This is a genomic window from Streptomyces sp. NPDC053750 (assembly GCF_044544295.1).
In the GTDB taxonomy this organism is placed as follows: Bacteria; Actinomycetota; Actinomycetes; order Streptomycetales; family Streptomycetaceae; genus Streptomyces.
Window position 1 is genome coordinate 828,261 of record NZ_JBITXB010000002.1, and the last position, 13,410, is coordinate 841,670.

Annotated in this window: 11 protein-coding genes; 4 read left to right on the top strand and 7 right to left on the bottom strand. The window is 70.5% G+C overall.

Annotation, left to right across the window (positions count from 1 at the left end; all coding sequences use genetic code 11):
- Positions 1 to 21: 21 nt before the first annotated feature.
- The 4 genes from ACIGO6_RS09145 (at position 22) to ACIGO6_RS09160 (ending at position 3,823) form a co-directional block, all read left to right on the top strand.
- The gene (locus ACIGO6_RS09145; RefSeq protein WP_399873387.1) at positions 22 to 411 is read left to right on the top strand and encodes a DUF4406 domain-containing protein; all 390 of its coding nucleotides are present in this window, start codon (positions 22 to 24) and stop codon (positions 409 to 411) included.
- Positions 411 to 1,085 (top strand): NUDIX domain-containing protein, encoded by a 675-nt coding sequence (locus ACIGO6_RS09150; protein WP_399873390.1) that lies wholly within the window; start codon positions 411 to 413, stop codon positions 1,083 to 1,085. Before ACIGO6_RS09145 ends, ACIGO6_RS09150 begins: the two co-directional genes overlap by 1 nt.
- Before the next feature lie 268 nt (positions 1,086 to 1,353).
- A complete protein-coding gene (locus ACIGO6_RS09155) occupies positions 1,354 to 3,186 on the top strand; it encodes a cholesterol oxidase substrate-binding domain-containing protein (protein WP_399873392.1) in 1,833 nt (610 codons plus the stop codon).
- Positions 3,187 to 3,466: 280 nt separating this feature from the next.
- On the top strand, positions 3,467 to 3,823 hold the full coding sequence (locus ACIGO6_RS09160; protein ID WP_399873395.1) for a hypothetical protein: 357 nt from the start codon (positions 3,467 to 3,469) through the stop codon (positions 3,821 to 3,823).
- Positions 3,824 to 4,169: 346 nt separating this feature from the next.
- Here the strand turns inward: ACIGO6_RS09160 and ACIGO6_RS09165 are convergent, their stop codons facing one another.
- From ACIGO6_RS09165 to ACIGO6_RS09195, 7 genes are all read right to left on the bottom strand, one after another.
- Positions 4,170 to 4,931, bottom strand: a complete 762-nt coding sequence (locus tag ACIGO6_RS09165; protein WP_399873397.1) for a LuxR C-terminal-related transcriptional regulator — start codon at positions 4,929 to 4,931, stop codon at positions 4,170 to 4,172.
- Positions 4,932 to 4,962: 31 nt separating this feature from the next.
- The gene (locus ACIGO6_RS09170; RefSeq protein WP_399873399.1) at positions 4,963 to 6,021 is read right to left on the bottom strand and encodes an amidohydrolase; all 1,059 of its coding nucleotides are present in this window, start codon (positions 6,019 to 6,021) and stop codon (positions 4,963 to 4,965) included.
- Positions 6,022 to 6,244: 223 nt separating this feature from the next.
- Complete coding sequence (locus tag ACIGO6_RS09175) at positions 6,245 to 6,523, bottom strand: hypothetical protein (protein WP_399873402.1); 279 nt, start codon at positions 6,521 to 6,523, stop codon at positions 6,245 to 6,247.
- 259 nt (positions 6,524 to 6,782) lie between these two features.
- Positions 6,783 to 7,970 carry a Gfo/Idh/MocA family protein gene (locus ACIGO6_RS09180; RefSeq protein WP_399873405.1) on the bottom strand — a complete coding sequence of 396 codons (1,188 nt, stop codon included), beginning with the start codon at positions 7,968 to 7,970 and terminating at the stop codon, positions 6,783 to 6,785.
- Between the two features lie 66 nt (positions 7,971 to 8,036).
- Complete coding sequence (locus ACIGO6_RS09185; RefSeq protein ID WP_399873408.1) at positions 8,037 to 10,247, bottom strand: right-handed parallel beta-helix repeat-containing protein; 2,211 nt, start codon at positions 10,245 to 10,247, stop codon at positions 8,037 to 8,039.
- Complete coding sequence (locus ACIGO6_RS09190; protein WP_399873410.1) at positions 10,244 to 11,710, bottom strand: M1 family metallopeptidase; 1,467 nt, start codon at positions 11,708 to 11,710, stop codon at positions 10,244 to 10,246. Before ACIGO6_RS09190 ends, ACIGO6_RS09185 begins: the two co-directional genes overlap by 4 nt.
- Positions 11,707 to 13,380 (bottom strand): extracellular solute-binding protein, encoded by a 1,674-nt coding sequence (locus ACIGO6_RS09195; protein ID WP_399873412.1) that lies wholly within the window; start codon positions 13,378 to 13,380, stop codon positions 11,707 to 11,709. Before ACIGO6_RS09195 ends, ACIGO6_RS09190 begins: the two co-directional genes overlap by 4 nt.
- Positions 13,381 to 13,410: the final 30 nt, after the last annotated feature.

The window sequence follows — 13,410 nt, forward strand, 5'->3', positions numbered from 1 at the left end:
CTGCATGTATGGTAGCGCCCCATGACCGACAAGCCGATGCTCATGCTTATCGCCGGGCCCTACCGATCGGGCACCGACGGCGACCCACAGGCCATGGCCGCGAACCTCGCCCGTCTCGAAGCGGCGGCGTGGCCGGTTTTCGCCGCCGGACACGTCCCCGTGATCGGCGAGTGGGTGGCGCTGCCCGTCCTGCGCTCGGCCGGCGCGGGTCCCACGGACCCCCTCGCCGACCAGGTGCTCTATCCGACCGCCGAGCGCCTGCTCGCCCATTGCGACGCCGTGCTCCGACTGCCCGGCGACTCCGCCGGAGCCGACCAGGACGTTGCCACGGCCCGCCGTCGGGGCCTGCCCGTCTATCGCGACGTGGCCGAGATCCCGCACCGCACCCCACGGGAAGGCAGGGCCGCCTGATGGACCGCCCCGGCATCGACACCCCCGACCACCGCGGCCGCACCGGCCTGGACCGGGCCGGACGCGACCTGGACCGCAACGCCGGCGTGGTGATCCGTGACGTGGAACTCACCTCCCAGGGCTGGCACGTACTGCGCCGCACCACCTTCGACTACCGACGCCGTGACGGACGCTGGGAGACCCAGCAGCGCGAGACCTACGACCGGGGCAACGGCGCGGTCGTCCTGCCGTACGACACCGATCGCGGACTCGTGCTGCTCACCCGCCAGTTCCGCTACCCGGCCTACGTCAACGACCACCCGGACGGCATGCTCGTCGAGGCCGCGGCCGGTCTGCTCGACGACGACGACCCCCTTACCGCCATCCGGCGCGAGGCCGCCGAGGAACTCGGCGTCACGCTCGGCCCGCTCACTCACGTCCTCGACGCCTACATGAGTCCCGGCTCCGTCACCGAACGACTGCACTTCTACGCCGCGCCCTACACACCGGCCGACCGCACCGGAAACGGCGGCGGACTCGAGGAGGACGGCGAGGACATCGAAGTCCTCGAACTGCCCTTCACGGAAGCTCTCGCCATGGTCCGCGACGGACGCATCGCCGACGGAAAATCGATTCTGCTCCTGCAGTGGGCCGCTCTCCACGGCCCCTTCGCCCCTGCCCCGGGGACCGGCTGAGACGGCCACGCCGAGCGGCTCCGAAGAACGTCCCGGTGTTCGACGTCCTCGCCGTCTGCGGTGTGCGCACGGGACGGGAAGGTCATCGGGGGGCGGCCAAAGCGATAGCGGGTCGGGCTTCCAGGAGCAGGCGATTCGCGAGATGTTCACCCGATCGCGTAGATCAAACGACCATATGACTACAGGGCTCCTGACTGCCGGTTAGCGTGCTCGATCAGCCCGGCAGCGCTGGTTCGGGGTGGGGCGAGGTCAGGGGAGGTTCTGCGGGATGACGGACGACTCTTCGGTTCGGGGCGACGGGCTGTCGCGGCGCAGGTTGCTCGCGTCGTCAGTCGCCGCGGGCGGCGCGGTCTGGCTGCTGCGCGGCGTGGTCCGGCCGGGCAGCGCCTACGCCGACGCGCCGTCGCCGCCCGACTTCCCGGCCGGGATCGACGTTTATCGGCGCGTCTACGAGAACTGGGCCGGCGAGATCCGCGCCGACCAGTTGTGGACGTGCGCGCCGCGCACCCCGCAGGACGTGCTCGACGTCGTGAACTGGGCCTACGGCGCGGGCTGGACGGTACGCGCCCAGGGGAAGCGGCATGGCTGGGCTCCGCTCACGGTGGCCGACGGCACACCCGCCTCGTCCCGGGTCATCCTGGTGGACACCACCGCACACCTCACCGGGATGTCGCTCGAGCGGCAGGACGCCGACGGGTCGGCTCTGGTCCGGGTCCAGGCCGGAGCCCTGCTGGAGAGACTCCTCGCGTTCGCCGGAGCGCACGGATACGGGGTCGTCTCCGCGCCGGCACCGGGGGAGCTGTCGGTCGGCGGCGCGCTGGCCATCGGCGCACACGGTACGGCCGTCCCTGCCCTCGGCGAGAACCCGTCACCCGGCCACGGTTACGGCTCCTTGAGCAATCTGATCACCGAGCTGACCGCGATCGTCTGGGACGACGACGCCGACGGGTACGTCCTGCGGACGGTCGGCCGGGACGAGCCCGACTGCGACGCGATCCTCACCCACCTCGGCCGTTCGCTCGTCACCGAGGCAGTGCTGCGGGTGGGCACGGATCACAACCTGCGCTGCCGGTCCTTCCTGGACATCCCTGCCGCCGAACTGTTCGCCGCCCCCGGTGCCCCGTCCGGCACTCGGACCCTGGCCGGCTTCGTGGACAGGACGGGCCGGGCGGAGGCGATCTGGTTCGCGTTCACGGACAAGCCCTGGCTGAAGGTCTGGAGCGTCACCCCGGAGCGGCCGTTCGCCGCGCGCGCGGTCGACGGACCGTACAACTACCCCTTCTCCGACTCGCTTCCCGAGCCGGTGGCCCGGCTCGCCGGAACGCTGGTCTCGGGAGCCTGGGCGAGCGCCCCGCTCTTCGGGCAGGTCCAGTACCTGCTGGCCAAGGTCGCGCTGACCGGGGACATCACCGACGTCCTGCTGTCGGGAACCCTCGTGCGGGACGTCCTGACCGGCGACGTGCTAACCCACCTGCTGGCGGGCGGGCTGCGCTCGGACCTGTGGGGCGCCTCCCGCAACCTCCTGGAGTACGTGCGGCCCACCACGCTGCGCGAGACGGCCAACGGCTATGCCGTCCTCACCCGCCGCGCCGACCTGCAGTGGGTGGTCAGCCAGTTCGCCGACTTCTACCGCAGGCTGCTCGCCGAGTACGCGGCACGCGGCGAGTACCCGGTCAACGGCCAGGTGGAGATCCGGGTGACCGGCCTGGAGGATCCGTCCGTGTGCGGCGTCCCCGGCGCCCGGCCACCGCTGCTGTCCGCCCTGCGGCCGCGTCCGGACCGGCCGGAGGTCGACACGGCCGTGTGGATCGACGTCCTCTCCTTGCCGACCACACCCACCCTGCACCGCTTCTACCGGGACGTGGAGCAGTTCCTCCTGGCCATGGACGGGGACCGGGCGACGGTCCGTGTGGAGTGGTCCAAGGGCTGGGGCTACACCGACACCGCCGCGTGGTCCGACCCGGACGTCCTCACGCGGGCCGTCCCCGCCGCCCTGCGCGTCGGGGGCGGCCCGGGCTGGGACGAGGCGGTGGCGATCCTGGACCGGCTCGACCCCCATCATGTGATGTCCAGCCCGTTCCTCGACGCGCTGCTGCGCTGAGCGGGCGGACCCATCGTGCACCATCGGAGACGTGCCGCACGCCCTGCTGTTTCCGCGGCCGGCTGCGGTGGTCCACCACGGAGGGGCCCGTCTCTCGTTCAGTGGCGGGTGGGAGCCGTGTTGCTCGGCGGCCATGGCCCCTATCGGGATCGTCGCCGACTGTCAAGTCACGACATCCAGCGGCGTGACGTGACGCGTCTGGCAGGGCGTACTTGAGACATGGGCCTCCACAGGGCCGCTCGGTAAACCCCACGATCTTCCTTGCTGGAGGAGAATCACCATGCAGCGCATCCTTTCGACGCAGCGCCTTGTGCTGGCCACCGCCTCGACCGCCCTGGCCGCGGGAGGTGTGCTGATACCCACCAGTGCGTCCGCCGCTCCGGCGACGCCGCATGCCGGCAACGTGACCGCGACTGCAGCCGACCACGGTGGCCACGGCAAGCACAAGAAGAACAGCCAGGGCAAACACAAGCAGGACGGCAAGTACAACAAGGGTGGCAAATACAGCAAGAACAATCGTTATGGTGGCGCCAAGAACGGCAACAACAATGGGCCCGTCACGATCATTATTATCGGGAACAACAACACGGTCAACGGGAACGGTAACGGCAATGGGAACGGGAATCTTTTGACCTGACTTCTGCGGGCGGAATCGAGTTCACGGCCTGGCTGGACGGCGACGTCCAGCCAGGCCGTCGAAGGACGGCACGTCCAAGCGGCGGGGTCTCCGCTTCGCGATGGTCCTTGCCTCGGCTGCTGTGGTTACCGGGGGCAGCAGTGTCTTCGGCAACGGTGGCACCGGGGGCTCCGGTGGTGGCAGCATCTTCGGCGACGGAGGCGCCGGTGGCCTCGGGGGCTTCAGCGTCTTCTGATCCCCACCCCCGGGCCACCACGGCCGGGGCGGAGGCCTTGCCGGCCTCCGTCCCGCAGACCGCGAGGCTGCGGCACGCCTGCGGTTCAAGTCTCGTGTTGCCGGGTTCGCGTCAGCGGGAGGGTTCGATCCCCCAAGCCGCGGCCCGGGCGGCGGCCGCCGCCCGGTTGGGGAGGTCGAGCTTGGCGAGGATGTGCTCGACGTGGGTCCCCACGGTGCGTGGCGTGACGTACAGCCGCTCGGCGATCTCCTTGTTGGTGCGGCCGGTGGTCAGTTCGGCCAGCACCTGGAGTTCCCGTTGAGACAGTCCGCCCGGCCGCCGCGCGTCGGCCGGGGCAGCCTTCCCGGACGGCGGGACCGCGTGGTGGTCGACGACTGCGGCGAGTGCCTCGGTGAGCAGGGTGACCACGGAGCGTGCCGGATCGGGTGTGCGCCGTGGTCGGCGGGTGCTGACGTTCAGCATCCCGACGTACCGGCCGTCGTCGGCGAACAGGCATTGGGCCACTCCGTCCTCGATGCCGAGGGGGCCCAGCACATCCTGAAAACCCGGTGAGGCAGCCAGGAGCTGCCCGGGGACGTCCCTGAGCCAGAGACCGCCCCGGGTCGGGCAGCGGAGTACGTGGAACACCGGGTCGTGGTGGAGACGGGTCTCGATGTACGCCGTGGCGTCGTCCGGGTAATTCCCAGCCAGCGTGGTGTGGCGCCGGCGCAGCGGATCCCACCGGGCCAGCGAGGCGTGGTCGTAGTCCATCACCTCCGACAGCGTCGTCAGGACCGAGTTGACGCCGGTCGCGCCGCTCACGGCGCTCCTGGCGGCCTCACGAACGTGGACGGCCGCGTCCAGGATGTCCGCCGTGCTCCGCTCCGCTGCCATTCCCCAAGGATGATCATGTGGCCGGATTACGTCAATCGCCGAGGGCGTCGTGCACGATCCGACCGTCCATGACGGTGAGGACCACGGGCATCTTCGGGATGTCATGCGGGTCGACGGCGAGCAGATCTCCGTCGAGCACACAGAGGTCGGCCACCTTGCCCGGCTCCAGGGAGCCCTTCCAGTCGTCGGCGAAGTCCTGCCAGGCCGCGTCGATCGTGTACGTGCGGATCGCCTCGGCCAGGCCGATGCGCTGCTCGGGGCCGCTGACCCGGCCGGCGGCTTTCGACTCGCGCAGCACCATGGTGGCGACGCCCTGACGCCAGTCCGGGTGGGTCACGGGGGCGTCGGACCCGCTCGCGACCCGCACGCCGGCGTCGAGGGCGTGACGGTAGGGCCATGCGTACGCGGCCCGTTCAGCGCCGACGAACTCCTCCTCCATGTCGGCGACGGTCCACTTGATGGTGGGATTCATGTTGACGCCGAAGCCGTGCGCGGCCAGCACCTTCATGCTGTGGGCGGTGAGGAAGTCGCCATGGATGATGTAGTGGCGGGCGTCGTCCCGGGGGTGCTCGGCCATCGCCGCGGCGAAGGCGTCCGCGACGATGTCGATGGCCCGGTCGCCGGTGACATGGACGCCCAGCTGGTGCCCGGCTGCGTGCGCATGTCGGATCATGGCAACGATCTCGGCGGTCCGCTCGGTGTCGGTCTCGCCGCCGACGCACAGTGAGCCGCAACCACCGCCGACGTACGGCTCGTTCATCCAGGCGGTCTTGTTGGGGACTATGCCGTCGGCGAAGACTTTGACCCCGTGGATCGCAAGGCGGCGCGGATCGGCGTCGCCCGACTCGTCGTGGGCGGGGAGGGCGCGGGCGAACTCTTCGGCGGTGCTCGCCATTCCGGTGGGTAGCAGCGTCGCGCCCCGCAGGTCGACCACGCGGGTGCCGGGTCCGACGAGCGGCGCGACGTCCTCCCGTCCGCCGACGGCACTGATGAGCCCACCAGTGACCGCCAGCGCCGAGGCGACGGAGAACTCCGCATCGACCGTGACCACCCGCCCGCCGAGAAACACCAGATCCGCATACGTGTCCACAACAATCCCTTCGAAAGCCGGGCGCGCAACGGGCACCCGCGAACCATCTCCCGAGGACTATGGCCACCTCCCGACCCGGCGCACATCGGTCGTTCCACCGATGCCCGTCCTCCCACGCGACTGGCTGTCTGTCAGCAAGGCAGGTCAGGTGTTACCGAAGCCCGCGTACTGGTGTGAGGTGCGCCGAGTGCCGACCGGTTCGGCTTGGAAGCCCGTCACGTGATCAGTCCTCTGTGAAGGAGAGGCAGACGGCGTCGGGTTCAAGCACCACCTGGTCCTGGGTGAAGCAGTCGGCCTGCTTGGTGGCCACCTCTGCTCCGCAGCTCCTGCAGACCAGGTTGGGCCCGTTGGTGCCGCTGGGGCCCTGGCAGCAAGCGCTCAATCGATCCCAGTCAGGGTGCATTTCGGTGTTGACGACGTCGTCGGGGTGCACGACAAAGCCGGGGACATCGATGGCGAACTCGCTGAGCCGGAAGTTCGGGGCGTAGGTGCCGCTCGGCATCCGGGACGGCCGTGTCCGGACACCGGGAGTCTCTGAGGGCGGGACCAGCGGGGGAACCTTGACCTTGGTGACCGCTGTCGTGAGCGGGCATCGGCAACGGTCACACAAGAAACGCGGCATGTTGCTGATTCTGCAGGTCCGAGAACGGTCCCTCACCTCCACCCTCCTGGGGACACTGCGACCCGATCCCAGGGCACGGGGCAGTCGTCGGAAACGCCCTCGCCGAGGCCGTCCGCGGCCGGCACCCGACAGCGGCCGGTCAGGCGCGGATCTGACCGTTCTCGAAGTACGCCGCCAGGGCCGGGTCCAACGGCGTTACGCGGCGGGGTGTGCCTCCGTCGCGGAGGGAGGCCGTCGCCCGGACGCCCGCCGCCACCGCCATCCGGGCCGCGACCGGCGAGGTGTCCGTGCGACCGCCCTCCCGTACGAATCGCAGGAACTCGTCCACCAGGAGCGGGTCGGCCCCAGCGTGACCCGCCTCGTCCTCGACGGCCGGAACGTCGTGCACCTCGTCCGCCTCCGGGCGGTAGCCGGAGCGACGGGTGTTCCAGACCTTGACGCTTCCGCCGGGTCCGTCACCGAAGTTCTCCAGTCGGCCGGCGTCGCCGATGACCGTGTAGTTGCGCCAGTAGTCGGGCGTGAAGTGACACTGCTGGTAGGCGGCCAGCACTCCGTTGTCGAGGCGCATGTTGAGGAGCGAGACGTCCTCCACGTCGATGACGGGGTTGAGCGCCCGCTGGGTGTGCGGCGGCCAGTGGCCCTCCTTCGTGTACCAGTCGTCGGTCTTCGGGTCACCGGGTGCGCGGCGGTGCGGATTGTCGCCGTAGACCATCAGGTCGCCCAGCGCCTGCACGTCCCGGGCGTATCCGCCGGCCAGCCAGTGCAGGACGTCGATGTCGTGGGCGGCCTTCTGCAGCAGCAGTCCCGTGGTGAAGCGGCGTTCGGCGTGCCAGTCCTTGAAGTACCAGTCGCCGCCGTAGCCGACGAAGTGCCGGATCCAGACCGTCTTGACCTCGCCGACGGCCCCGCGCCGCACGAGGTCGCGCATCATCCGTACGACCGGCATGTGACGCATGTTGTGGCCGATGTACAGCCGGGTACCGGTCTCGTACGCCGTGCGCAGGATGGCGTCGCAGCGCTCGACGGTGATGTCGAGCGGCTTCTCGACGAAGACCGGCTTGCCCGCGCGGAGCGCCTCGCAGGCCAGGTCGGCGTGGGTGTGGTCAGGCGTGAGGACCAGCACCGCGTCGATGTCGGGGTGGCCGATCACCTCCCGGTGGTCGGGGGACAGGAGAGCTTCGGGGAAGGCCGCGGCCGCCTCCGCACGGGCGCGGGAGTCCGGCTCCGCCAGCGCGGTGACGCGGGCGCCGGAGCCGGGTCGGTGTGCGGTGCGGGCGAGTGAGCCGCGCAGTCCGTAGCCGAGCACACCCATACGGAGGTCGGTCATGGCTCTTCCTTCGTTCGTCAGGGCGTTCGTCGGGCCGTTCGTCGGGCCGTCCGGGCGGTGGGTTGGTCAGGGGTGGGCGAGTACCTGGGACAGGGCGACCCGGCCGTTTCCGGACACGGCGATCCTCACGGTGCGGGTACTGCCGTCCAGGTTGACCACGGTCGGGCGCAGGGCCTTTCCGCTGACATGGATCGTCCGGTCGTCGGTGACGACGTCGAAGCCGGCGGTGGTCATCGAGGCGTCGTTCCAGACCTCGATCCGGCGGACCCGGTGGGTGTCACCGAGGTCCACCTGCCACCAGGCGCCGGGCCCGGACAGGGTGCGGGTGTCCGTGGTGATGTCGCCGTCCAGGGCCCGGTCCGCGGTGGCGGTCCCGTCGGTCGAGGACTGGGTGGCGGTGCCCGTACGGGCCAGGTCGGTGCGCAACTGCTCGACCGGGCCGCCGTGGGCACCGGCCCGTGCTGCGACGGCGAGCGCCGTGGCCGGCAGCCGGTCCAGGCCGGTGAGGTTGTCCGTCATGGTCGAGCCCCGGCCGGACAGCGCGGGCGCGCCGGTGTCCGTCCAGTTGGACCGGGCCGTGTTCTCGACGCCGTAGTCCGCCCAGTTGGACACCCACTTGTAGCCGATGCGGGTGATGACGTTCCGCTCGACGAGGATGTGCGAGGACTGCTCGTCGAGGTAGATGCCGTTGCCGTCGCGCTCGGTGTTGCCGAACGCGGAACGGTTGATGTAGTTCTCCGACACGACCGTCCCCGGCTGCGCCCCCTGCGTGTATATGGCGCCGCCGTCGTGCTGTGCGTGCGCCACCTCCATGACGTCGGTGATCCGGTTGGCCGTCACCCTGTTGTCGCGCAGGACGGAGACCTGCGCCTCGGGCTGGTTCCAGCCCCAGCCCACGGAGATCCCGGAGTAGGGGAGGTGGCTGAGGGTGTTGTGCTCGACGGTGAGTTCCGCCTCGTAGCCCGCCCAGATGCCCACGGAGTCGGTGTACTCGACGCCGGAGCGGCTGATGGTGTTGTACGCGACGGTGTTCCGCTCACCGGCGAGTGCCTCCCGGGGCCGTGGCTCGGTGTCCCCGACGTAGATCGCGCCCGACGACAGGTCGGTGAAGGACGAACGGGTCAGGGAGCTGTCCTCGGTGCCGGCCTCCAGGACGGCACCGGCGCCGCCGAGCCGGCTGAAGTCCGCCCGGTCGATACGGATGTGCCGGCCGCCGCGCACGGTGACGGCCGCCGTCGGTTTGGTGTAGTGGCGGCCGGCGTGGTCGACGGGTCCCGTGGCGCCGGTCAGGGTGAGACCGGCCTGGGCGCCCGCGTAGCCCTCGTCGGTGTCGGGCTGACGGTAGGCGGCGTACGCGAAGCCGATTCCGCCGACCGTGATGTCGTGGGCGCCGTCGAGGACGAGGAGCCGCTCCGTGTGCGGGGCGACGGTCCTGGCGCTGCGCATGTTCTCGCCCTTGCGCGGCAGGTAGGTCACGGTGTGTGTCTCGGAGTTCCACGCGAACTCGCCCGGGCGGTCGAGGAGTTCGGGGGCGTTCTCGAAGAACGCGACTCCGCTGTAGCGGGTGGAGTCGACCGTCGTGGAGTCCCAGGCGGGTCCCGTGCGGTCGGTGCCGCTGGAGGAGTTGGTCCAGCAGGGCTGGGCGAAGGTGAGGAGGTCCCCGCTGACGCCGGCGATCCGGCAGTGGTAGTTGCGCCAGCGGACGCGGATGACGGCCTCGGCGTCCGTGGGGCGCTGCCACCGGGCGATGCCGGTGGCGTCGGCCCCGGTCATGCCGGCCTTGGTGGCGTCGCAGACGGCGGCCGCGCACGACGCGCCGCGGGCGCGGACGGCACGCTTCCCGTCGACGAAGAGCTGGCGCGGGGTGACTCCGGCCGGGACGGCGGCGGTCCAGGTGCCGTCGCTGTTCGGGGCCCAGCCGGTGACGGCCCGGCCGCCGGACAGCACGGGACGGGCGCCGGGAGCCGCCGCCCAGGTGACGGTGCGGCCCTCCCCACCGGAGTCGGCGGCACCGAGCCGGAGCGGTTCGGTGCGCTCGTACGTACCGTCCTGGAGCAGTACGCGGACGTCGCGGCCGGTCTCGGTGCGGGCCTTGTCCCGCGCGCCCTCCAGAGAGCAGGGACGGGAGACGGTGCAGGAGGTGCCGGTGCCGTCGGGGGCCGCGTACACGGTGCGGGGCCGTGGGGCGGCCTCGGCCGTGGGTGCGGTGAGCAGGGCGGCGAGGCCCGCAGCGCAGGCGGCGGCGGTCAGCCGCAGGGCGTTCGTCGAGAGGTTCACGCGTCGGCCTTCCAGTCCGGGTGACCGGGCATGGGCGGATTGAGGGCCCCGAAGAGCCAGTCGCGCAGGAAGCCGTCGAGGGACCGGTCACCGGTGACGTTCACGGTGTGACCGATGAAGTCCTCGCTGGATACGTTGCGGTCCTTGAACCGTTCGGGCCAGATCCGCATCACACGGTCGAAGGCGCGGTCGCCGATCCGCCGGCGCAGGGCGTACAGCACGAGCGCGCCGCCGTCGTAGATGTTGGTGCCGCCGAGGGCCTTGGGCAGTCCGGGCGGTCCGTCCTTGGCGCGGATCGCGTCGAGCCTGCCGTAGGTCGTCCTCATCCTGTCGGTGAGGACGGACCAGCCGCGCTCCTCGCTGTACAGCGCGGCGTAGTACACGGCGGGGCCCTCGTTGAGCCACGCCTGCTGCCAGTCGGCGGGGGTGACGGAGTCGCCGTACCACTGGTGGACCAGCTCGTGGACCATGGTGCTCTCGTACGCCGGATGGCCGTTCGCGTTCGGTTTGAACCAGTTGGTGGAGAAGAGTGAGAGGGTCTGGTTCTCCAGGGCGTTGCTGTACCCGTCGTAGATGTGGACGCCGTAGACGGAGAACGGGTAGCGGCCGAACTTCGCCTCCGACCAGGCCAGATGATCGGCCGTGCGGGCGACGACCGGCGCGAACTCGTCCTCCCGGCCCTGCGGGACGACGTGCCGCAGCGGGAGCCCCCGGTGACTGGTCCCGTACAGGTAGGTGCCCTTGACGACGGCGATGCCGATGAGTTCGGTCGCCATGCGCTCGCGCAGGCCGAAGTGCCAGACGGTGGAGCCGTTCGCGCCGGGGGTCTTGTGCAGCAGTTCGCCGTTGGCGGTGGCGACGAAACCTTCGGGCGCGCTGATGTGGAAGGTCCAGGTCGCCTTGTCCGAAGGCGTGTCGTTGCACGGCAGGAAGGTGTCGGCGCGGGAGGACTGGGCCGCGGAGGCGAAGCCGCCGTCACTGCCGAACCTCCAGCCGGTGAGGCCGAGCCGGGGCGCCTTGCCGTTGCCGTGGTAGCGGACCGCGATGGTGAAGGGCCGGCCGTCGCGCAGGGGGGACGCCGGAGTGACGGTGAGTTCCTGGCCGCTCTTGCCGGGTGCGATCGCCCATGTCGCGGGAGCGCCGTTCACGGTGACGGAGTCGATGGTGTGGCCGTCGGTGTCCAGGTTGAACGCGGACAGGTCCTGGGTGGCCTTGGCGTTCATGCGCACCACGCCGGTGAAGTCGTACGTCACCGGGGTGAAGTCGAAGGTCAGGTCGTAGTGGAGGACCTGGTAGCCGCCGTTGCCGAGGGTCGGGAAGAGGGGGTCGCCGACCCCGTCGGAGCCGGGAGTCGGATCGAAGCGGGAGGAGCGTGCGGAGGCGGGAGAACCGAACGCCGGCACGGCCACGGCGGCGGCGACCGCGGCGCCGCCGAATCTGAGGGCGGAGCGTCGCGTCGTCACTTCTTCCCCTTCTGGACGGCTTCCTCGAACTCGCCCCGGGCCTGTTCGGCGCCCTTGGCGAGGTAGTCCTTGACCAGCTGGTCGTAGGCCGACATGGGCTTGCGGCCGGCGATGATGTCCTTGAGTCCGTCCTGCTTGAGCGTGAGCAGGCTGCCGCTGCCCTTGGAGTCCCAGGTGGGGGAGGAGTACTGGAGGGTGGGGGACTGCTCCATCATCGGGACCATCGTGCTCAGCGTCTCGTGCACATGGCGCACACCCGCCTCGGAGTCGGCGCTGTAGACCGCGGGGACCGCGGACGCCAGGAACTTCCAGGGGACGGTGACGTCCTGGCTGCCCTGCTTGGTGAGCGCCGGGTTGCCCTTCGCGTCGCGCGTGAAGTCGGTGCCCTCGACGCCGTAGTTGATCAGCGTGTACTCCAGGCTGCCGAACGGCGAGGCCGCGAAGTCCGCCAGCGCGAGCACCTGCCGCACGCGGTCGGCGGACGCCTTCCTCAAGTGCGTGTTCTGGAGCTCGACGTTGTCCGTCCAGGCGACGGCGTCCTTGCCGAACGGCACGAAGGGCCTCGGGTCGTACGACGCGTCGATCGCCTTCATCGCGGCGATGTAGCCGACGCCGGGTGCCAGGTAGGTGGGCAGGCCGTCGTAGACGTACACGCCCTTGCCGTTCTTGAACATGTCCGTGTACTGCGCCTTCTGCGCCCCGGACATCTGCAGCGTGCCGGGGTAGTAGCAGCCCGCCTTGTAGAGCGTCCGGGCCGTCTCGACGGCCTGGCGGTACTCCGGTGTCTCCAGGTCGGTGGTGAACCTGCCGGTCTTCGCGTCGAGCCGCCAGAAGTAGGGGGCACCCGCCGACATGGCGAGCACGCTGGTGACCCCCGCGATGATGGCGTAACGGTCTTGTGCGGGACGGGTCAGCTCCTTGCACGCCTCGACGAAGCGGTCCAGGCCGGTGATCTGGTCGAGGCTCGTGATGCCGATCTGCTCGAACAGGTCGTGGCGGTAGAATCCGGCTCCGCCGGTGCCGGTGCGGGCGATCGGGATGCCGTAGAGCTTTCCGCCGAAGATCGCGGCCTGCCAGGCGGCCTTCGGTATCGCGGCGAGGTTCGGGTAGTCCTTGACGGCGTCACCGGCGAGGAAGGGGGTCAGGTCGGCGCACTTGGCCTCCAGGAAGGCGGCCTTGTTGTCGACGCCGCCGACCTCGGGGTACATGAAGAGGTCGGGCAGGCTGTCGCTGGCGACCATAGTGGAGAACTTGGTGCCGTAGTCGTCGGCCGGCACCGCGGTGATGTCGACCTTGCCGCCGAGCAGCTTCTCGATCTCCTGCCAGGCGGCGTTGCGGGAACGGCCGGGCGGGGGAGGGGAGAAGGTCTCCAGGGTCGCGCTGATCGTGGACGCGCCCTTCAGCGGGGCGCCCTTCGTGGCCCGCAGCGGCTTCGCCGGATAGCGGAAGTAGCCCTGCGGGACGCCCTGGGCGGTGCCGGGCAGGTCGGGGGTGAGACCGATGTTGCGCACCGTGGTGCGAGGCAGCAGCGAGGCGCTCTTGGCCTCCGCCTGCGCCTTGGTGCCGCCGTCGCCGCAGGCGGCGAGCAGAGGGGTGGCGGTGAGTGCGAGACCGGCGCCCGCACCCATGCGGAGCAGTGCTCTTCGGTTGAGGGGAGTGGAGCTCGACACGGAAATCTCCTTGAGAGGTGGGACGGGGCC

Bases quoted from the DNA above. Each gene is read 5' to 3' on its own strand.
- ACIGO6_RS09165 (WP_399873397.1), bottom strand. From the start codon at position 4,931: ATGGCAGCGGAGCGGAGCACGGCGGACATCCTGGACGCGGCCGTCCAC.
- ACIGO6_RS09160 (WP_399873395.1), top strand. From the start codon at position 3,467: ATGCAGCGCATCCTTTCGACGCAGCGCCTTGTGCTGGCCACCGCCTCG.
- ACIGO6_RS09145 (WP_399873387.1), top strand. From the start codon at position 22: ATGACCGACAAGCCGATGCTCATGCTTATCGCCGGGCCCTACCGATCG.
- ACIGO6_RS09150 (WP_399873390.1), top strand. From the start codon at position 411: ATGGACCGCCCCGGCATCGACACCCCCGACCACCGCGGCCGCACCGGC.
- ACIGO6_RS09175 (WP_399873402.1), bottom strand. From the start codon at position 6,523: ATGCCGAGCGGCACCTACGCCCCGAACTTCCGGCTCAGCGAGTTCGCC.
- ACIGO6_RS09155 (WP_399873392.1), top strand. From the start codon at position 1,354: ATGACGGACGACTCTTCGGTTCGGGGCGACGGGCTGTCGCGGCGCAGG.
- ACIGO6_RS09180 (WP_399873405.1), bottom strand. From the start codon at position 7,970: ATGACCGACCTCCGTATGGGTGTGCTCGGCTACGGACTGCGCGGCTCA.